The sequence below is a fragment of the Pseudomonas extremorientalis genome (assembly GCF_024584605.1).
Taxonomy (GTDB): domain Bacteria; phylum Pseudomonadota; class Gammaproteobacteria; order Pseudomonadales; family Pseudomonadaceae; genus Aquipseudomonas; species Aquipseudomonas extremorientalis.
Window position 1 is genome coordinate 2,111,829 of record NZ_CP089519.1, and the last position, 20,143, is coordinate 2,131,971.

A 20,143-nucleotide genomic window follows, 5' to 3' on the forward strand; every position below is an offset into this window, starting at 1 on the left:
GTAGTGAGCGGGCTTGCCCCGCGCTGGGTGGCGCAGCCGCCCCAAACAGTCCACCGCGTTGTCCCAGAAAGACCGAGGTGCCTGGATATGGGGTGGCTGCGCCACCCAACGCGGGGCAAGCCCGCTCACCACAGGTTTATGCGGTGCGGCTGTGCAGCGGCGTCGGTACCCGATGCGGCACTTCACTCTGCACACGGGCACCGGTGGCGGCGCGGATCAGCAGGATTTTCAGCTGGTCGTTGATGCGCTCCAGGCGGTCCTGGAAGAAGTTGTGGAACACCACGCAAAACAGTGCGATGGCGATCCCCAGGCCGGTGGCGAACAGGGCCGTACCGATGCCACCGGAGATCTGGCCCGGGTCCGACACGCCTGCCGTCGCCAACGCCTTGAAGGTGTCGATGATGCCGAGGATGGTACCCAGCAAACCCAACAGCGGCGCGGCGGTGGTGATGGTTTCGATGATCCACAGGCTGCGGGCCAGCGGCGCGCGGGTGGTCAGGTACTGGGTCTCGATGACGTCATCCAGGTCCTTGCGCGAGCCGTTCGACGCCTTCTGTGCCAGCACCGGCAGCACCATGCTCAACGGCAGGCTGTCACGACGGGTCAGGCTCTCCGGCAGGTCGCGTTCGCTGTGCACGTTGGCGCCGAGCACTTCGGTGAGTGCATGGGCCTGGCGGCGTACATACGCGAAATAAATCCCGCGCTCGATGGTGATGAAGATCGCGATGGCCATCGCGGCATACATCACATAGAAGGTGATGTCGTGGAGCAGGTTCATGTCCATGTTCAGTTACCTCGCAATTAGAAATTGGCTTCCAGGGAAACCGTCACGGTGCGTTCCAGGCCCACGATGTAGGCCGGGTCGCCGTCACGGAAACCGCCGTAGGTGGCCGCGTTGGTCTTGGTGGTGTACACGCCGTCCAAGTACTTCTTGTCGAACAGGTTGTCGACGTTCAGGCGCAGGGTCGCGTCCTTGACCACTTTCTTGTCCACCGGCAGGTAGATACCGGCGCCGGCGTTGAATACGGTGCGCCCGGAGATGGCTTCGTCGTTGGTCAAATCGCCGTAGAGCTTGCTGGTGTACTTGCCGCCGAAGGTGCCGTAGAAGCGGCCGTCGTCGTAGCCGATGTTGGCGGCCAGCATGTTTTTCGGCACGTTGGCGAACTGCTTGCCGCTGGTGGGCAGTACGATCGCTTTGCCAGCGTTGTACACGGTCAAGTCGTCTTGCTGCTCGGCCTTGGTGTAGGTGTAGGAGGTGTAGTAGTTGAAGTGATTGGGCAACAGGCCGCTCCACTCCAGTTCCAGGCCGCTGTTGTTGACGGAGCCGGCGTTGATGTCGGCGAAGTCGCCGTTGATATCGCGCGACGACACCTGGCGATCCTTGAACTGCATGTAGAACAAGGTGGCGGCCACGGTCATGGCTTCATCGGTGTAGCGCCAGCCCAGTTCGTGGTTCCAACTGGTTTCCGGCTTGGCGTCGATGGAGCCTGCGCCCTTGTCGTACAGCACGTAGTTCTGCGGGATGCGCATGTTGCGCGACAGGCTGTAGAACACCTGGTCGCGTTCATCCACCTGGTATTTGAGGCCGGCGTTGGGCAGCAGTTTGTTGTAGGTCTGGTTACGTTTTTCTGCTTGCTCGGTGAGGCTGCCATGGTTGGTGCCGTCACGCTTGACGTTCATATAGGCCAGGCCGCCGATCAGGGTCCAGTCCGAGTTGATGTACCAAGTGTCCTGGGCCCAGACCTTTTGCGCTGGGGTGATGGTGAAGCGGTCGCGGCCCTGGATGGTGTTGCCATTGGCATCCACCACCGCCTCGTTGGAATCCGGCCAGGTGTCGACCGGCTTGCCACTGGCCTTGAGCGGAATGAACGGCTGGGTCTGGCTCTGGCGTGCGCGCTCGTACCAGTAGCCCACTTGCAGGCTGTGATCGCCCAGGTCCCAGTTAAGCTTGGTGGTGATGCCCGGACGCCAGGTCTGGGTGCGTGAAGGGCGATAGTACACGCCGCTGTTCGGGGTGCCGTCGGCGTTGTATTGAGCGCCGGTGGGCAGGTTGCCCAGGTCGAACACGCCGCCCTGGTTCGAGCCGCGGTTCAGGGCATAGCTGGACGAGCCGACGCCGCTGCCGTTACCCCAGTAGTAATACGGGATCACCGACAGCGCGAGGTTGTCGGCCAGTTTGAATTGGGTGTTGAGCACCGCGGTAAACGTCTGGAACGGGTTCTGCGCCAGGGCGTAGTAGCTGTTGTACTTGCCGTTGCTGCCCACGGTGGGGGTGGCGGGGTAAGGGTCGTATTTGCGGCCGTTCTGCTGGAACTGGGCCTTGGTCAGTTGGCTGTAACTGTTGTTGTCCTGCTCGTGGTATTTGAGGATCAGGTTGGCGGTGTTGCCATCGCCGGCGTCGAAGAAGCTGTTCCACTCGACTTTGTCCGCGCGCACGGCACCCGAACCGCGCCACATCTGGCCTTCGGTATGGGAGGCCGACAGCCAGTTGCTCAGGCCGTTGATCTCGCCGGTGTTGAGGCGGGCGAAGGTCTTGCGGGTGGCGTTGCTGCCCATGATCTGTTTGACGAACGCACCGGTTTCCTTGGTCGGGCGAATGGTCACGATACCGATGTTGCCGCCGCTGGAGCCGATGTGCGGGCCGTCGGCTTCCGAAGAGCCCTGGGTGACGAAGATCTGCTCGATGTTTTCCGGGTCGCCCAGCAGGTTGGCGTACAACGCGTAGTTGCCGGAGTCGTTGATCGGCATGCCGTCCACCGACATCCCCACCTGGTCGGAGTTGAGGCCGCGCATGGTAAAGCGAAAGCCTGACAGACCGGTGTTGTCTTCACTGGAAATGTTCAAGCCTGGGGTGTACTTGAGCTTGTCCACGGCGTTGCCGGTGGCGGTCTGTTTATCCAGCGCTTCCTTGGTCACGGTGGAGCGGCCCTTGATGCTTTCTTCCTGCACCATGTAGCCGCCACCTGCCGTGGCCTTGCCCTGAACCCCAATGGTCCCGACGTCACTGTCACTGGTATCGGCCATGACCATTCCATGGCCCATGCTTGCGGCAACAAGTGCCAGATGAATCCGTGTGAACCTCATCTCTGTCGTCCTGGTGTCGGGTGCTTATTGCACGCTGTAGTTGAAGGTGGCGGTGAAGCGCTGCTCATTGCGGCCCCCGAAGGCTTGCTCGGGGAACGGCTTGACTTGCTTGATGCGACGCAAGCTGTTGGTGGCGGCCCGGTTGAGCAACATGCTCGAGGCCTGGGTTTGCAAGCCGGAGTCGAGAACCCGACCCTGGCGGTCGACCAGCAACCACACCACCACTTCGCCGCTCGGGCGTTCGAGGGAGGCCTGGCGCCCGGTGGGGTACTGTTTGTAGGTGTCCAACTCGTTGCGCAGCCCCTTGAGGTAACTGCCTTCCAGCGCTTGGCCGTCGACCTTGGGAGGGGCGGGCGGCGCGGGTGTCGGCGCGGCCTGGGCCACGGCCGCAGGCGCCGGTTTGGCGGCGACCGGTGGCGGCGTCGGCGCAGGCGTTGGCTTGGCCACCACGGGTTTGGGCACGGGCTTGGGTTTGGGCTCAGGCTTGGGTTTTGGCAGCGGCTTGGGCGGCGGCGGCGGCGGGGCCGGCTCGGCCTCTTCATCCTCGATCACCGGCGGTGGCGGCTCTTGTTCCACCACCGGTTCCGGGATCACCTCCGGCTCCGGTTCGACCAGCGCCAACTCGACGGCGGACTCGTCATACACCGGTTCGACCTTCAAGGTCTGGGACTGGATACCCAGTGCAATCAGCACCAGAGCGATCAGGGCCGGGACGCTGCCCAGCAGCTGACGCGCACGAAACAATACGTACATGATCAGGACTTACGCGTGGCAATGGACACGGAGGTAAAGCCACCCAGACGCAGGGTGTCCATCACCTCCACCAGGCGCGAAACCTCGACGCCTTTGTCGCTGTTCACGATGATGGTCGACTTGGTGTCAGGCTTTTCGGCCGCTTTCAACGCCGGCACCAGCCCATCGACCGTGAGGTCCTTGCCATCCAGTTGCAACTGGCCTTCCAGGCCCAGGGTCAGGATGAATTTGTTCTGCGGCTTGAGCTGCTGCGAACTGCTGGCGCTCGGCAGTTGGGTCTTCATGCCGAGGGCCGGAATCACGTTCAGGCTCACGAGTACGAAAAACACCAGGAGGAACATCATCACGTCGATCATCGGGATCAGTTCGATGTGCGCCTTGCGTTTTTTCGGTTCGTCCCAGGTTCTCATTCCGCTACCCCGTTATTGAATTAGGGGCGACACGCTAACAACCAAAAATGACCGATTGGTTAACTTTAATTGACGTTTTGAGGGCTCTAGGACGGGTATTACAGGCGACTCTTGGGTCATTTTTGTGACGTAACAGAATTGAAACCCGACAGGGGCATTCTCAAAAACTTTACATCGAGGGCCCCCAAAGATGAGTAGCGAATTGCCATGTCTTTCCACTCCGCGACTTCTATTGAAAGCACTGGAAAAGCACCAGGCCGAGACGTTGTGCACCCTCGCCAACGGGCCGAAAATCGCCGATAACACGGCGAGCATTCCGTCGCCCTATACCCTGCAAACGGCGCAGGATTTTATCGACGGCATGCAGGAGAAATTTCGCTCGGTGGGGTTGTTGAGCCTGGGCGTGCATGTGCGCGACAGCGGCGAACTGATCGGCATCGCCAGCCTGCGCATCAATGCGGCTCATCACTATGGGCACCTTGGCGGCTGGACGGCGGCGGATGCACGTAACCTGGGGTATGCGACCGAGGCGGCGACCGCGCTGATGGACTACGGCTTTGGCGAACTGGGCCTGCACCGTGTGGGCAGCCAGTGTTTCAGTCGCAACAAGGAATCGGCGCGGGTCATGGAGAAAATCGGTCTGCAGTACGAAGGCTGCCTGCGCGGGGCGTTCCTCAAGAATGGGGTGCATGAAGACATGCTGGTGTTCGCCACCCTGCGTGAGGATTGGGAGTTTCGGCTGTGAGCGGCGACGTCGATCACGGTCGGCGGCGGGTCCTCGCCGGGCTGGCCGTTGCCACCACCTTTTCGATCCTCAGCCCGTTTGCGCGCAGTGCCGGGGTGGACTACCCGTTCACTTTGGGCGTGGCCTCCGGCGATCCATTGCCTGACGGGTTTGTGATCTGGACGCGCCTGGCGCCGCTGTTCAATGCTGGCGATGGCCGGGGTGGCTTGAGCCGCCCGGTGCCGGTGCGTTGGCGGGTTGCCCACGATGCGGCGATGACCCGCGTGGTGCGCCAGGGCGAGGTCATGGCCAGCGAGCGCTGGGGGCATTCGGTGCATGTGGAGGTGGCGGGCCTGGAGCCGGGCAGGTCGTACTGGTACCAGTTCGAAGGGCTCGGCGCGCAAAGTCCGGTGGGGCAGTCGCGCACGGCACCGGCGGTGCATGCCATGGTGTCGGCACGCTTGGGGTTTGTCTCGTGCTCCCATTGGGAGCGTGGCTATTTCAGTGCGTATCGCCACTTGGCGCAGGAGCAACCCGACCTGGTGTTTTTTCTCGGGGACTACATCTACGACAGTTCCTACGCAGCGGACTCGGGCAAGATCATTCGCCCCCATGGCAGCGGCAACGCGGTGAGCCTCAGCGACTACCGCAACCGCTATGCCTTGTACAAAACCGATCCTGATCTACAGGCCCTGCACGCTGCTGCACCGAGCGTGGCGACCTGGGACGATCACGAAGTGCAGAATGATTACGCCAATCGCTGGTCCCAGGACCCGAAGGTCCCGCTGGGGCAGTTTCTGCAGCAACGGGCGGCGGCGTACCAGGCCTTTTATGAGCACATGCCGCTGCGTGCCAGTAGCTTGCCGAAAGGGCCGGACATGCGCATTTATCGGCGTATGGATTACGGCCGGTTGGCCCGTTTCCACGTGCTGGACGGCCGACAGTACCGCTCCGAACAACCGTGCGTCCTGGCCAATGGCAGCCACCAGGGGCATATCGCCGATAACCTTTGCCACGACTTGCGCGACCCTGCCCGCACCCTGCTCGGCTGGCAGCAGGAGGCCTGGCTGGACCGGGGCTTTGCCCAATCGAAGGCACAGTGGAACATCATCGCCCAGGACTTGCTGGTGGCGCCGTTGACCCAGCGCGACCTGACCAACCACAAGCCGGGGCGCTGGACCGATGGCTGGGATGGCTACATGGCCAATCGTTCGCGGATGCTGGCTTCCCTCGAGCGCAACCGGGTCAATAATCCGGTGTTCTGGGGCGGCGATATCCATTCGTTCTGGGTGACGGACTTGCATGCCGATGGCAACAACCCGGATTCGCCTGTGGTCGCCACGGAGTTCGTCGGTACGTCGGTGACGTCCGACGGGCCGCCGTTTGAGGCGTTCAGCAAGATCCTGCCGCTTAACCCCCATGTGAAATTCTTTGACAGTCGCCAGCGGGGGTATGTGTCGGTGGAGGTGGAGGCGGGCAAGATGCTAACGCACTTGCGCGTGATTACCGACCCGCGTGATCCGGCGGCCAGGGTGTCGACGCTGAAGTCGTTTGTGGTGGAGGCGGGCCGGGCGGGTGCGGTTGAGGTGTAGGGAAGTTTGTTCTGACAAGCCAATTTTCTGTGGCGAGCTCGTTCGCCACAAGGGGGAATGGGGCTGGTTCAGGTGATTTCGTAGCGTACCGACAACGCGCCCTTTTTCTCCGATAACGCCAGGATGGTGATTTGGCCCAGTTCACCCAAGGTCTGCACATGAGTGCCCCCACAGGCATACGCAGGCAACTGGCCAAAGCCGACCTGGCGGGTACCGTCTTCCAGGTTCATATGGCGCGGGTAGTCCGCAGCGATCCATTGGTTGACCTGTTGCTGGATCGTCTCGGCGTCCATGCTCTGCGCGGCTTCACCACGGATAAAGGTGATCTTGCCTTCGCCTGGCCAGTGATGAGCCTTGATGGGCATCCAGCCCAGGGTCTCGCCCACGTTGCCGATCAAGTGCCCGGCGGAATGCAGACGGGTGTGCAACGCCCGGCGCTGTTCATCGACCCGTGCGGTGGCGGGGCCCGGCGCCAGCGGGCGGTCGACGTAATGCACCACCTGATCGGCTTCCTGGGTCACGCGCAGCACGCTGCTTTCACCGAGCCAACCGGTATCGAAAGGTTGCCCGCCGCCCTGTGGATGAAAAATCGTCGACTGCAGGATCACCGCGAACTGGTCTTCGTGGGGCGTGCAACTCAGCACCTCCAGTTCGGCAGTCAGGTGGTCGTGGGTGAAAAACAGGCGTTCGGTCATGATCTACATCCGCATCAGGGTTCTACGGGCAGTATAAATAGTGCGCAGATGGGTGATAATCCGCTCAATTATCAATGGACCTGTGCACCATGAGCATCAATCTACCGTTGCCACTGCTGGGCGAGATGGCGATCTTCGTCAAAGTGGTGGAAACCGGCAGCTTCTCCGAAGCCGCCCGGCAACTGGGCGCTTCGCCGTCCTCGGTGAGCCGCAGCATCTCGCGCCTGGAAAAAGCCCTGGCCACGCGTTTGTTGCAACGCACCACGCGCAAATTGCGCCTGAGCGAGGGCGGGGAAGAGGTGTTCAAGCGTTGCCAGGAGATGGTCAACGCGGCGCGTTCGGTGATGGAGATCAGCGGCCAGTTCACCCACGAAGCTGAAGGGCTGGTGCGGGTCAGCGTGCCCAAGGCGGTGGGGCGGTTTGTGGTGCACCCGCATATGCCGGAGTTCCTGCGGCGCTATCCCAAGGTCGACGTGCAGTTGCTCCTGGAGGATCGGCAGGTGGACATGATTGATGACAATGTCGACCTGAGCATCCGCATCACTGACAGCCCGCCGCCGGGGTTGGTTGGCCGGCAGTTACTGCCCATCGAGCATTTGTTGTGCGCGACGCCGCAGTACCTGGCCGAGCATGGAGTGCCGGGCCATCCCCATGATCTGTTGGAACACAGCTGTATTTACCTGGGGGAAACGCCAGGGGACTCGCGCTGGAAATTCCGCCAGGCGGGCAAGGCGGTGACGGTGGTGGTGCGCGGGCGGTATGCGGCGAACCACACCGGGGTGCGGTTGGATGCGGTGTTGCAGCATGTGGGGATTGGCAGCCTGCCGTACTTTACGGCGCGCCATGCGCTGGAGGAGGGGCGTTTGGTGCAGGTGTTGCCGGCGTGGGACTTTATCGCGTCCTATCATGGCGAGGCGTGGTTGCTGCATTCGCCCACGCGCTATCTTCCGCCGAAGTTGCGGGTGTTTATTGATTATCTAGTGGCGTGCATGGCGAAGGAGCCGACATTGCGACGGCCCATTCCGGATCGCTGATCAGTGCTTGCTTTGGTCGTCGGGCATGGCCAGCAGCTGTTTTTCCTGGTTCCAGTCGAACGGTTCGTCGTTCTGTTCGGCTTCGAAGCGGCGCTCTTCCAGGGCCTGGTACAGGTCCAGTTCTTCATCGGGCATGAAGTGCAGGCAGTCACCGCCAAAGAACCACAGCAGGTCGCGTGGCACCAGGTGGGCGATCTGTGGGTAGCGCAGGATGACCTGGCTCATCAGGTCCTGGCCCAGGTACTGGCTTTCGATCGGGTCGATCGGCAGCAGGGCGCGCAGTTCGTCGAAACGCTCCAGGAACAGGGAGTGGCTTTCCTCGGGCACCTGTTCGGCTTCGCCGACGGCAACCAGGATGCTGCGCAAGTGGTCGAGCAAGACGAGATGATCGGCAACGACGTTGGACACGAGATAAGTCCTCTAAAGCAAAAACGGGCGCGAGAGTATATGCCCCTCGCGCCCGTTTTTATATGACCACTCGACTCAGCGGACTTTACCCTCAGCCTGGGTCAACTCTTCCTTGCTGAAGTCATCCACGTCGATCACCTTGCGCCGCGCTGCTTCAGCGTCACGCAGGGTCTGCGCTTCGGCGGGTTGCAGCACGCCGGCGTGCAATGCCGCATCAATGGCATGCTCGCCGGCAGCAGGTTTGACCTGGCCGCTCTTGAGCGCGGTGTGCAGTTTCTTTTGCAGCGGATGGCTGGCGCCCAGCAGGTCGTAGGCATGTTGCAGGGCACCCACCGGGTCTTCCGCCGATTGCGGGCGGTAGCAGCCGGCCAGCAACTCTTCCAGGGTCGGATCGCCTTTGGCGCGGCCGATCACGGCGGCGACTTCGGCGTCCAGCGCATCGGACGGGCCGGTATGGCGACGCCCGAACGGGAACACGATCACCCGCAGCAGGCAGCCCAGCACCTTGTTCGGGAAGTTGCTCAGCAGCTCATCCAGTGCGCGCTCCGATTCGCCCAGGCTTTCTTCCATGGCCCAAGCGAACAGCGGTTCCAGGTGATCCGGCGAATCCAGGTCGTGGTAACGCTTCAGTGCGGCCGACGCCAGGTACATATGACTCAACACATCACCCAGGCGCGCCGACAGGCGTTCACGACGCTTCAACTCGCCACCCAGCAGCATCATGCTCAGGTCGGCCAGCAGTGCGAACGCGGCGGCCTGGCGGTTGAGTGCGCGGAAATAACCCTGGCTCAAACGGTTGCCTGGCGCTTTTTCGAAATGGCCGACGCCGAGGTTGAGCACCAGGGTGCTGGCGGCGTTGCTCACGGCAAAACCGATGTGTTGCATCAGCAGGCTGTCGAATTCCTTCAGCGCCTGGTCATGGTCTTCGCGACCGGCCAGGGCCATTTCCTTGAGCACGAACGGGTGGCAGCGGATCGCGCCCTGGCCGAAGATCATCAGGTTGCGCGACAGGATATTCGCGCCTTCCACGGTGATGAAGATCGGCGCGCCTTGCCAGTTGCGGCCCAGGTAGTTGTTCGGGCCCATGATGATGCCCTTGCCGCCGTGCACGTCCATGGCGTGGCTGATGCACTCGCGGCCGCGCTCGGTGAGGTGGTACTTGAGGATCGCCGACAGTACCGACGGTTTTTCCCCCAGGTCCACCGCATTGGCGGTCAGCATGCGCGCGCTGTCCATCAGCCAGGCGTTGCCGCCGATGCGGGCGAGGGCTTCCTGGATGCCTTCGAAGGCCGACAGTGGCACGTTGAATTGTTCGCGCACCTGGGCGTACTGGCCGGTCACCAGGCTGGTGAACTTGGCCGCGCCGGTGCCGACCGCCGGCAGGGAAATCGAACGACCCACGGAGAGGCAGTTCATCAACATCATCCAGCCCTTGCCGAGCATTTCCTGGCCGCCGATCAGGAACTCCAGGGGTATGAACACGTCCTTGCCGGAGTTGGGACCGTTCATGAACGCGGCGCCCAGGGGTAGGTGGCGCCGGCCGATTTCCACGCCAGGGGTGTCAGTGGGGATCAGCGCCAGGCTGATGCCCAGGTCTTCCTCGTCACCCAGCAGGTGATCCGGGTCATGGGCCTTGAAGGCCAGCCCGAGCAAGGTCGCGACCGGGCCAAGGGTGATGTAGCGTTTTTCCCAGTTCAGGCGCAGGCCGAGGGTTTCCTTGCCTTCCCATTCACCTTTGCAGATCACGCCGGTGTCGGGCATCGCGCCAGCATCGGAGCCGGCCAGCGGGCCAGTCAACGCGAAGCACGGGATATCATCGCCACGCGCCAGGCGCGGCAGGTAGTAGTTGCGTTGTTCTTCGGTGCCATAGTGCAACAGCAGCTCGGCCGGGCCGAGGGAGTTGGGCACCATCACGGTGGAGGCCAGGTCGCCGCTGCGGGTGGCGAGCTTCATTGCGACCTGGGAGTGGGCATAGGCGGAGAATCCCTTGCCACCGTATTCCTTGGGAATGATCAAGGCGAAGAAACCGTGGGTCTTGATGTGTTCCCAGGCGGCGGGCGGCAGGTCCATGGCCTGGCCGATTTCCCAGTCGCTGACCATGGCGCACAGTTCTTCGGTGGGGCCGTCGATGAACGCCTGTTCTTCTTCGGTCAGTCGGGCCTTGGGATAGGCCAGCAACTTGTCCCAGTCGGGGCGACCGCTGAACAGCTCGCCGTCCCACCACACGGTGCCGGCGTCGATGGCATCGCGCTCGGTCTCGGACATCGGCGGCAGGACTTTCTGGAACCAATTGAACAGTGGCTTGGTGAAGTATTGGCGGCGCAGGTCAGGCAACAGCAGGGGCGCGGCCACCACGGCGATCAACACCCAGAAGATCAGCAGCAGCCAACCCGGTGCGTGGCCCCAGGCGCCCATCGCCAGCAGGTAGACGGCGACCACGCCCAGGGCGGGCAGGGGGGCGACGCGGCGGTGTGCGAGGTAGGCAATGCCGACCACCAGCACCAGTATCCACAACAACAGCATATTCAATCCTCCGTGAAACCAGGGGCGAAACCACCAGGGAGCTTAGTCGGCATCCGAACAAGCGGGGTGATCAGGGTGTAACGAGATTTGGCCGATTCGTCGTTATCTCCCCGGCAGACCTGTGGTTAGACTCCAGGCTTCCTTCGGAGATAAAGCTCATGGATACGTACCTGAGTCCCAGCCGCTTCATCGATAGTGACCACCCTGCGGTGGTGGAGTTCGCCGAAAAACATCGCGGAACCCACGCGGCTCCAAGTGACCAGGCAGTCAGCCTTTACTACGCCGTGCGTGAGGCGATTCGCTACAACCCCTACACCTTCAGCCGTGATCCAGACACCTTGAGTGCCAGCTTCGCGTTGAGCACCGGCGAAAGCTATTGCGTGCCCAAGGCCACCTTGCTCGCAGCTTGCGCCCGACACTGCGGCATCCCGGCGCGCATCGGCCTGGCGGATGTACGCAATCACCTGTCGACACCGCGCCTGATCGCCTTGCTCAAGAGTGATGTGTTCGCCATGCACGGTTACACCGAGCTTTACCTGAACCATCGCTGGGTCAAGGCCACGCCCGCATTCAACCAGCAGCTGTGCGATCTCTTCGATGTGCCGCCGCTGGACTTCGATGGCGTTCACGACAGCGTCTTCCATGCGTTCAACCGCCAGGGCCTGCGCTCGATGGAGTATGTGGTCGACCATGGGCAATTTCCCGACGTGCCCGAGGCGTTTTTCTTCGCGCATATCCAGCAGTGTTACCCCCACCTGTTTGCCGAGGAAGTGCCGCCCCTGCTGGGTGATATGCAGAGCGATTTGAGCCGCGCGTGAACCGGCGTATGCTGCTGCCTTCATCAAGCCATGTTCATCAACAATAAAGGCGCGGTCATGCTGAAGATCTGGGGTCGTAAAAATTCATCAAACGTCAGGAAGGCACTGTGGTGCGCCGAGGAACTCGGCCTGGACTATGAAGCAATTGATGCGGGCGGGGCTTTTGGCGTGGTTGACACGCCGCAGTACCGCGCGCTGAACCCCAACGGTCGGGTGCCGATGATCGAGGACGGCGACTTTGTGCTGTGGGAGTCCAACACCATCGTGCGCTACCTCTGCGCCAGGCAGGCCTCCAGCTGGTACCCGAGCGACCTGAAGGCTCGCGCCAATGCTGAAAAGTGGATGGACTGGACCACCTCCACCTTCGCCGAACCGTTCAAGATCGTGTTCTGGGGCGTGTTGCGCACCCCGGCGGAAAAACAGAACTGGGACAACATCCACGCCGGTCGCCAGGCCTGCATCGATGTACTCCAAACCGTTGATCAAGCCCTGGCCACACAGCCGTATCTGTCGGGCAACGAGATCGGCATGGGCGATATTCCGTTGGGCAGCTTTATTTACGCCTGGTTTGAAATGCCTATCGAACGGCCTGCGATGCCCCATCTCGAGGCATGGTACCAGCGCCTGCAGCAACGCCCGGCCTACCGCAAAGCGGTCATGACCGCGTTGACTTAATACCCACTATTAATACGGGTGACTGTACTTGTGCGGCGCGGACAAGCACCATGCTTGTCATGCGCCGCCGTTGAACTACCTGGGCTGCGCCCCCATCTACTCTTTCTATTCCCTTCTTTGGTGCGTATTCCGATATGAGTTCCGCTCTGTCCATCCGGCAGCTAACCAAAACCTACGGCAACGGTTTCCAGGCCCTGAGTGGTATCGATCTGGACGTTGCCGAAGGTGACTTCTTCGCCTTGCTCGGCCCCAACGGTGCCGGCAAATCCACCACCATCGGTATCCTCTCCACCCTGGTCAACAAGACCAGCGGCACGGTGAATATCTTCGGCCACGACCTGGACAAATCCCCGGCGGCGCTCAAGCGCTCCATCGGCGTGGTGCCCCAGGAATTCAACTTCAACCAGTTCGAAAAGACCTTCGATATCGTGGTGACCCAGGCGGGCTACTACGGCATCCCGGCGAAAATCGCCAAGGAACGCGCCGAGCAGTACCTGACCCAACTGGGCCTGTGGGACAAGCGCGATGTGCCTTCGCGTTCACTCTCCGGTGGCATGAAGCGTCGCCTGATGATCGCCCGCGCACTGGTGCATGAACCGCGCCTGCTGATCCTCGATGAGCCCACCGCGGGCGTGGACATCGAGCTGCGCCGCTCGATGTGGACCTTCCTCACCGAGCTGAACGAGAAGGGCATCACCATCATCCTCACCACCCATTACCTGGAAGAGGCTGAGCAACTGTGCCGCAACATCGGCATCATCGACCACGGCACCATCGTCGAGAACACCAGCATGCGCAACCTGCTGGGCCAGTTGCATGTGGAGACCTTCTTGCTTGACCTGAAGAACAACCTGTCGGTGGCGCCACAGTTGCTCGGCTACCCGAGCCGCCTGGTGGACAGCCACACCCTGGAAGTGCAGGTGGACAAGGCCGTGGGCATCACCGCGTTGTTCACGCAGTTGGCGACCCAGAACATCGAGGTACTGAGCCTGCGTAATAAAACCAATCGCCTTGAGGAGCTGTTCGTGTCCCTGGTGGAGAAAAATCTGACGAAGGTGGCGGTATGAGTTCCGAACTGCAGCCCAACCTTGTCGCACTGCAAACCATCGTCTACCGCGAAGTGAAGCGCTTTACCCGGATCTGGCCGCAGACCCTGCTGCCGCCGGCGATCACTATGGTCCTGTACTTCGTGATCTTCGGGAACCTGATCGGCCGGCAGATCGGCGACATGGGTGGCTTCACCTACATGGAGTACATCGTGCCGGGCCTGATCATGATGTCGGTGATCACCAACTCCTACGGCAACGTGGTCTCGAGTTTCTTCGGCAGCAAGTTCCAGCGTTCCATCGAGGAACTGATGGTGTCGCCGGTGTCGCCCCATACCATCCTGATCGGCTACACCCTGGGCGGTGTGCTGCGGGGCCTGATGGTCGGCGTGATCGTGACTTTGCTGTCGCTGTTCTTCACCCACCTGCAGGTGCATCACCTTGGGGTCACCATCCTGGTGGTGGTACTGACGGCGACGATCTTCTCGCTGCTGGGCTTCATCAACGCGGTGTTTGCGCGCAACTTCGATGATATCTCGATCATCCCGACCTTCGTGCTCACGCCGCTGACCTACCTGGGCGGGGTGTTCTACTCCATCACCTTGCTGCCGCCGTTCTGGCAGACCGTGTCGCTGGCCAACCCGGTGCTGCACATGGTCAACGCCTTCCGCTACGGCATTTTGGGTGTGTCGGATATCAAGATCAGCGTGGCGATCACGTTCATGTTGATTGCCACCGTGGTGCTGTATATCGGTTGTGCACGGTTGCTGGTGAGTGGGCGCGGGATGCGTACGTAAACGCGGTCAAAAATGTGGGAGGGGGCTTGCCCCCTCCCACATTTGTATTTGAGTAATGTCAGGCTTTCAGTGCCAGCTCGATCAGACGGTGCAGCTCTTCAACCGTCAGCGGCGTGTTCGAGAACAGAATGCGAAACACCGTCGGCGCTGCGATCAGGTTGATCAGATGGTCCACGTTCGGTGGCATCTCGTCCGGATAGCGCTCGATAATCGCCTGAAACTGCCCGCTCAGAATGCTCACGCAGTACCCCGGCGTGATCAAGCACTGCAAGTCGCGCATCATGTTGCGACCCGGTTCCGAACTCATTTCATCCAGGTACTGCTCGGCCCAGGCCTGCAGGTCGCCGCGCAGGCTGCCGGTGTTGGCCGGCTCGCTGTCGGGGCGCATGCGTGCCAGTGCCACGTCCGCCAACAGCACGGACAGATCGCCCCAGCGTCGGTAGATGGTGGAGGGCGTAACCCCCGCGCGCGCCGCAATCATCGGCACGGTGACGCTGGAGCGCTCATGGGTTTCCAGCAGTTCGCGCACCGCGTTGTGCACTGATTCTTGGACCCGGGCACTGCGGCCCCCCGGGCGAAGGCCTTCTTTAATCGCCATGCTGGTGACCTTAACACAAAGAATTTGCTTTAAGCGCTGGCCGGTAGCACACTCCGCAAAAGCAAAATATTAGCTTTAGCGGAGCGTGCGTATGTCCAGTCCTGTTTCCCATCGTTCCAGCCTGGTGTTCCTCGCGATCACCTTGCTGACCTTCCTGGCCGCTTCGAGTGCGCCGACGCCGTTGTACCACCTGTATCAGGAGGGCCTGCATTTTTCGGCAGGCATGCTCACGCTGATCTTCGGGGTCTACGCCCTGAGCCTGCTGGCGGCACTGCTGACCGTTGGCTCATTGTCGGACCACCTGGGGCGCAAGCCGGTGATTTTTGCTGCGCTGCTTCTGAATATGTTGGCGATGTTGCTGTTTATCAATGAAGGCAGCGTGGCCTGGTTGATTGCCGCCCGTACCCTGCAAGGGTTTGCCACCGGCATGGCCACCGCCGTGCTGGGCGCGGCATTGCTCGACACCGACCGCCAGCAGGGCCCGCTGGTCAACAGCGTGGCGCCGCTTCTGGGCATGGCCTGCGGGGCGATGGGTAGCAGTCTGCTGGTGGAGTACGCGCCGTTGCCGACCCAGTTGATCTACTGGGCGCTGCTGGCCTTGATGCTGTTGCAGGCCCTCTACGTATGGCGTTTGCCGGAGACCGTGAGCCGCATCCCCGGCGCGCTGGCGTCGCTGCGCCCGACGTTGCACGTACCGCCCCAGGCGCGCCGGGCATTGTGGCTGTCGTTGCCGGTGGATATCGCCGTCTGGGCAATGGGCGGGTTCTACTTGTCCCTTGCGCCATCGCTGGTGCGTGCGGCCACCGGCTCCACTTCCAACCTGATCGGTGGCGGCCTGGTGGCCGTGCTGACCCTGAGCGGCGCACTGATGATCTTTACCCTGCGCAATCGTGCGGCCGACAAGGTGCTGCGTCTGGGCGCCGGCTTGCTCGCCATCGGCGTGACGCTGATCCTCACCGCCGTGCACAGCGCCAGCCTGGCACTGTTCTTCATCGCTACCCTGATCGCCGGCAGCGGCTTTGGTGCGGGCTTTCTCGGCGCCTTGCGCAGTGTGGTGCCACTGGCCTTGCCCCATGAACGTGCGGGGCTGATGTCGGCGTTTTATGTGCTGAGCTACCTGGCGTTCTGTTTGCCTTCATTGCTGGCAGGCAACCTGATTCGCAGCTTTGGCCTGATCGCCACCACCGACGGCTACGGCGCGGTCCTCATCCTGCTGGCGCTCGGCGCACTCGTCGCATTGTTGTGGCAGGATTCAGCGCGGGTGCGGGTGACCACGGACAGCAGACGGTAATAGTTACTGCTCGTATATTGGTAAAACAGATAACAGTTAGAGATATTACCCGTTATATAGATATTCGATCAGGTTCTATGATGGCCTCAACCTCATACGAGAAAGAGGCACGCCATCATGCCCTGCACGAATACCCTCAGCTACAAACCCTTCAGTCACCTGGCCCGTCCACGGGAAGTGATTCGCCAGTTCACCCCCAACTGGTTTGCCGCGACCATGGGCACCGGCGTACTGGCGCTGGCTCTGGCGCAACTGCCGGTCAACCTGCCAGGTTTGCACGCCATCGCCGAAGCGCTGTGGTTGTTCACCATCGGCCTGTTCGTGTTGTTCAGCGTGCTGTATGCGGCCCGTTGGGTAATGTTCTTCCACGAGGCGCGGCGGATTTTCGGGCACTCCACGGTGTCGATGTTCTTCGGCACGATTCCCATGGGCCTTGCGACGATTCTCAATGGTTTGCTGCTGTTCGGCTTGCCGCGTTGGGGCAGCGACGTGATACCGCTGGCCGAGGCCTTGTGGTGGCTGGACGTGGCCATGGCCATGGCCTGTGGCGTACTCATCCCGTTCATGATGTTTACCCGCCAGGAACACAGCATCGACCAGATGACCGCCGTGTGGCTGCTGCCCGTGGTTGCCGCCGAAGTCGCTGCCGCCAGCGGTGGCCTGCTGGCGCCGCACTTGGCAGATGCGCATTCGCAACTGGTGATGCTGGTGACCAGCTACGTGCTGTGGGCGTTTTCGCTGCCGGTGGCGTTCAGCATCCTGACCATCCTGATGCTGCGCATGGCCTTGCATAAACTGCCCCACGCCAATATGGCCGCGTCGAGCTGGCTGGCCCTGGGGCCCATCGGCACCGGTGCCCTTGGCATGTTGCTGCTGGGCGGCGATGCGCCGGCGATCTTCGCGGCCAACGGTTTGCCGGGCGTGGGTGAAATGGCCAACGGCCTGGGGCTGGTGGCCGGTATTACCCTGTGGGGCTTCGGCCTGTGGTGGATGCTGATCGCAGTGTTGATCACCCTGCGTTATCTGCGCGCAGGCATCCCGTTCAACCTGGGCTGGTGGGGCTTCACCTTTCCGTTGGGGGTGTACGCGCTGGCCACGTTGAAGTTGGCGAGCCTGTTGCACCTGGGTTTCTTCAGCGTCTTCGGCAGTGTGCTGGTGATGACGCTGGCGCTGATGTGGCTGATCGTCGCCAAGCGCACGGTGCAGGGTGCCTATAAAGGTGAGCTTTTTGTTTCGCCGTGCATTGCGGGACTAGGGAATAAGTAAGCGGAGTTAGGTAAAGTCGTGGCCTGATAACTATTAGGCCACGCAGGAACACGGACGATGAGCCACCCCTCGCAATTCACCTTGCTGCGCACACGGCGTTTCCTGCCGTTTTTCATCACCCAGTTGCTGGGCGCGTTCAACGACAACATCTTCAAGCAATCGCTGATCCTCGCCATTCTCTACAAGCTCACCATCGACGGCGACCGTTCCATCTGGGTCAACCTCTGCGCCTTGCTGTTTATCCTGCCGTTCTTCCTGTTCTCGGCGCTGGCCGGGCAGTTTGGCGAGAAATTCAACAAGGACGCGTTGATCCGCGCGATCAAGATCGGCGAGATCGTGATCATGGCCGTGGGCGCCACCGGTTTCCTGTTCAATCACCTGGAATTGATGCTGCTGGCACTGTTTGCCATGGGGACCCACTCGGCGCTGTTCGGGCCGGTGAAGTACTCGATCATGCCCCAGGCCCTGCACGAAGATGAGCTGGTGGGCGGTAACGGCCTGGTGGAAATGGGCACGTTCCTGGCGATCCTGGCCGGCACCATTGGCGCCGGGATCATGATGTCTTCCACCCATTATGCGCCGGTGGTGGCAGCGGCGATTGTCGGCGTGGCGGTGTTGGGTTACCTGTCCAGTCGCAGTATTCCCCGGGCGGCGGCGTCGACCCCGGGGTTGCGCCTGAACTGGAACATTTTCAGCGAATCCTGGGCCACCCTGCGCCTGGGCCTGGGGCAGACGCCGGCCGTTTCGCGTTCCATTGTCGGCAACTCGTGGTTCTGGTTTGTCGGTGCGATCTACCTGACGCAGATCCCGGCCTACGCCAAGGAATGGTTGTACGGCGACGAGACCGTGGTGACGCTGATCCTGACGGTGTTCTCTGTCGGCATCGCACTGGGCTCGATGCTTTGCGAAAAGCTTTCCGGGCGCAAGGTGGAAATCGGCCTGGTGCCGTTCGGTTCATTCGGCCTGACGGTGTTCGGCCTGTTGCTGTGGTGGCACTCCGGCGGCTTCCCGCAGAACGTACAGGCCAATGACTGGCTCGCCGTGCTCAGCTACGGCCAGGCCTGGTGGGTGTTGTTCGATATCCTCGGTTTGGGCGTGTTCGGCGGCTTCTATATCGTGCCGCTGTATGCGCTGATCCAGTCGCGCACCGCCGAGAACGAACGCGCGCGCGTCATCGCCGCCAACAACATTCTCAATGCGCTGTTCATGGTGGTTTCGGCAATCGTGTCGATCCTGCTGCTCAGCGTGGCCAAGCTGTCGATTCCCGAGCTGTTCCTGGTGGTATCGTTGCTCAACATCGCGGTCAACGCCTACATCTTCAAGATCGTCCCCGAGTTCACCATGCGTTTCATGATCTGGCTGCTCAGTCATTCCATGTACCGTGTGGAGCATCGCAACCTGGAGGCGATTCCGGATGAAGGCGCGGCGTTGCTGGTGTGCAACCATGTGTCGTTCGTCGATGCGCTGTTGATTGGCGGCGCGGTGCGTCGGCCGATTCGCTTTGTCATGTACTACAAGATCTACCGCTTACCGGTGCTCAACTTTATCTTTCGTACCGCCGGGGCGATTCCGATTGCGGGGCGTCACGAAGATATCCAGATCTACGAAAAGGCCTTCACGCGGATTGCGCAGTACCTGAAGGAAGGGGAATTGGTGTGCATCTTCCCGGAGGGCAAGTTGACCGCCGATGGCGAGATGAACGAATTCCGCGGTGGCGTGACGCGCATCCTGGAAGAGACGGCGGTGCCGGTGATTCCGATGGCGTTGCAGGGGTTGTGGGGGAGTTTTTTCAGCCGCGATCCGAACAAGGGCTTCTTTCATCGGATCTGGTCGCGAGTGGTGTTGGTGGCGGGGGAGCCGGTGGAGGGGCCGACGCCTGCGAGGTTGCAGGAGGTGGTAGGCGGGTTGCGGGGGAGTGTCAGGTAGTTTTGGTTTTGGCTGTAACGGCCCTATCGGGGGCAAGCCCCCTCCCACCTTTGATGTGTGAACACAGTCAACATGTGGGAGGGGGCTTGCCCCCGATTGCGGTAGTGGCTCAGGTGCTGAGCTTGAGGCCGATAAGCCCGCAGATGATCAACGCCACACTGGCTAACCGGAACAACGCCATGGACTCGCCAAACAGGATAATCCCCGCAATCACAGTGCCCACGGCACCCACACCGGTCCAGATCGCATAGGCGGTGCCCAGCGGCAGTTCCTTCATGGCCAGCCCTAGCAGGCCGAGGCTGATGGCCATGGCGGCAATCGTCAGGGCGGTGGGCAACGGCTTGCTGAAACCGTCGGTGTACTTCAGGCCGACGGCCCAGCCGACTTCGAACAACCCGGCAAAGAACAGAATGATCCAGGACATGGTGATTCCCCTTCTATAGATGGGGTCGTCCCCGGATTCTGCGCTATGGAGCGTCGCAGGGTCGTCCCCGCGAAGCTCG

At 61.6% G+C, this 20,143-nt stretch carries 19 protein-coding genes; 10 read left to right on the plus strand and 9 right to left on the minus strand.

Going from position 1 to position 20,143, the window contains the following annotated elements:
- Positions 1-136: 136 nt before the first annotated feature.
- The 4 genes from LUU92_RS09585 to LUU92_RS09600 are packed head-to-tail and all read right to left on the minus strand — an operon-like array spanning position 137 to position 4,247.
- Positions 137-784 (minus strand): MotA/TolQ/ExbB proton channel family protein, encoded by a 648-nt coding sequence (locus tag LUU92_RS09585; protein WP_092247942.1) that lies wholly within the window; start codon positions 782-784, stop codon positions 137-139.
- Between the two features lie 17 nt (positions 785-801).
- The gene (locus LUU92_RS09590; protein WP_257103513.1) at positions 802-3,084 is read right to left on the minus strand and encodes a TonB-dependent receptor; all 2,283 of its coding nucleotides are present in this window, start codon (positions 3,082-3,084) and stop codon (positions 802-804) included.
- Positions 3,085-3,108: 24 nt separating this feature from the next.
- Positions 3,109-3,837, minus strand: coding sequence for an energy transducer TonB family protein (locus LUU92_RS09595; RefSeq protein WP_093514441.1), 729 nt, complete (start codon positions 3,835-3,837; stop codon positions 3,109-3,111).
- A 2-nt stretch (positions 3,838-3,839) separates the two neighbouring features.
- Positions 3,840-4,247, minus strand: a complete 408-nt coding sequence (locus LUU92_RS09600; protein WP_071492239.1) for an ExbD/TolR family protein — start codon at positions 4,245-4,247, stop codon at positions 3,840-3,842.
- A gap of 190 nt (positions 4,248-4,437) precedes the next feature.
- Between LUU92_RS09600 and LUU92_RS09605 the strand changes: the two genes are divergently transcribed.
- Both LUU92_RS09605 and LUU92_RS09610 read left to right on the plus strand, forming a co-directional pair.
- Positions 4,438-4,992 carry a GNAT family N-acetyltransferase gene (locus LUU92_RS09605; protein WP_102593005.1) on the plus strand — a complete coding sequence of 185 codons (555 nt, stop codon included), beginning with the start codon at positions 4,438-4,440 and terminating at the stop codon, positions 4,990-4,992.
- Positions 4,989-6,563: an alkaline phosphatase D family protein gene (locus LUU92_RS09610; protein ID WP_257103514.1), complete on the plus strand. Its 1,575-nt coding sequence runs from the start codon at positions 4,989-4,991 to the stop codon at positions 6,561-6,563. The genes LUU92_RS09605 and LUU92_RS09610 overlap by 4 nt, the downstream gene beginning before the upstream one ends.
- Positions 6,564-6,631: 68 nt before the next feature.
- Here the strand turns inward: LUU92_RS09610 and LUU92_RS09615 are convergent, their stop codons facing one another.
- Positions 6,632-7,258, minus strand: a complete 627-nt coding sequence (locus tag LUU92_RS09615; protein ID WP_257103515.1) for an alanyl-tRNA editing protein — start codon at positions 7,256-7,258, stop codon at positions 6,632-6,634.
- Between the two features lie 89 nt (positions 7,259-7,347).
- On the opposite strand from LUU92_RS09615, the gene LUU92_RS09620 reads away from it, so the two are divergent.
- Complete coding sequence (locus LUU92_RS09620) at positions 7,348-8,292, plus strand: LysR family transcriptional regulator (protein WP_093123055.1); 945 nt, start codon at positions 7,348-7,350, stop codon at positions 8,290-8,292.
- On the opposite strand, the gene LUU92_RS09625 is transcribed toward LUU92_RS09620, so the two are convergent.
- The gene (locus LUU92_RS09625; RefSeq protein WP_010211653.1) at positions 8,293-8,700 is read right to left on the minus strand and encodes a PA2817 family protein; all 408 of its coding nucleotides are present in this window, start codon (positions 8,698-8,700) and stop codon (positions 8,293-8,295) included.
- A gap of 75 nt (positions 8,701-8,775) precedes the next feature.
- Positions 8,776-11,223 carry an acyl-CoA dehydrogenase gene (locus tag LUU92_RS09630; RefSeq protein ID WP_071492244.1) on the minus strand — a complete coding sequence of 816 codons (2,448 nt, stop codon included), beginning with the start codon at positions 11,221-11,223 and terminating at the stop codon, positions 8,776-8,778.
- A 158-nt stretch (positions 11,224-11,381) separates the two neighbouring features.
- Here LUU92_RS09630 and LUU92_RS09635 point away from each other — a divergent pair, with 158 nt between their 5' ends.
- The 4 genes from LUU92_RS09635 (at position 11,382) to LUU92_RS09650 (ending at position 14,559) form a co-directional block, all read left to right on the plus strand.
- Complete coding sequence (locus tag LUU92_RS09635) at positions 11,382-12,041, plus strand: transglutaminase-like domain-containing protein (protein WP_257103516.1); 660 nt, start codon at positions 11,382-11,384, stop codon at positions 12,039-12,041.
- A gap of 57 nt (positions 12,042-12,098) precedes the next feature.
- Positions 12,099-12,716, plus strand: a complete 618-nt coding sequence (locus LUU92_RS09640; protein WP_058427209.1) for a glutathione S-transferase family protein — start codon at positions 12,099-12,101, stop codon at positions 12,714-12,716.
- A 134-nt stretch (positions 12,717-12,850) separates the two neighbouring features.
- Positions 12,851-13,783 (plus strand): ABC transporter ATP-binding protein, encoded by a 933-nt coding sequence (locus tag LUU92_RS09645; RefSeq protein WP_058427204.1) that lies wholly within the window; start codon positions 12,851-12,853, stop codon positions 13,781-13,783.
- Positions 13,780-14,559, plus strand: a complete 780-nt coding sequence (locus LUU92_RS09650) for an ABC transporter permease (protein WP_025858807.1) — start codon at positions 13,780-13,782, stop codon at positions 14,557-14,559. The genes LUU92_RS09645 and LUU92_RS09650 overlap by 4 nt, the downstream gene beginning before the upstream one ends.
- 58 nt (positions 14,560-14,617) lie before the next feature.
- On the opposite strand, the gene LUU92_RS09655 is transcribed toward LUU92_RS09650, so the two are convergent.
- The gene (locus tag LUU92_RS09655; RefSeq protein ID WP_257103517.1) at positions 14,618-15,157 is read right to left on the minus strand and encodes a TetR/AcrR family transcriptional regulator; all 540 of its coding nucleotides are present in this window, start codon (positions 15,155-15,157) and stop codon (positions 14,618-14,620) included.
- A 91-nt stretch (positions 15,158-15,248) separates the two neighbouring features.
- Here LUU92_RS09655 and LUU92_RS09660 point away from each other — a divergent pair, with 91 nt between their 5' ends.
- The 3 genes from LUU92_RS09660 to LUU92_RS09670 all read left to right on the plus strand — a co-directional run bounded on the left by LUU92_RS09660 (position 15,249) and on the right by LUU92_RS09670 (position 19,640).
- Positions 15,249-16,448, plus strand: coding sequence for an MFS transporter (locus LUU92_RS09660; RefSeq protein ID WP_257103518.1), 1,200 nt, complete (start codon positions 15,249-15,251; stop codon positions 16,446-16,448).
- A gap of 117 nt (positions 16,449-16,565) precedes the next feature.
- Positions 16,566-17,714, plus strand: a complete 1,149-nt coding sequence (locus LUU92_RS09665; RefSeq protein ID WP_071492248.1) for a TDT family transporter — start codon at positions 16,566-16,568, stop codon at positions 17,712-17,714.
- 57 nt (positions 17,715-17,771) lie between these two features.
- Positions 17,772-19,640 (plus strand): MFS transporter, encoded by a 1,869-nt coding sequence (locus LUU92_RS09670; RefSeq protein WP_257103519.1) that lies wholly within the window; start codon positions 17,772-17,774, stop codon positions 19,638-19,640.
- A gap of 109 nt (positions 19,641-19,749) precedes the next feature.
- Here LUU92_RS09670 and sugE read toward each other — a convergent pair whose 3' ends face one another.
- Positions 19,750-20,064, minus strand: a complete 315-nt coding sequence (sugE, locus tag LUU92_RS09675; RefSeq protein WP_071492250.1) for a quaternary ammonium compound efflux SMR transporter SugE — start codon at positions 20,062-20,064, stop codon at positions 19,750-19,752.
- Between the last annotated feature and the right edge of the window lie 79 nt (positions 20,065-20,143).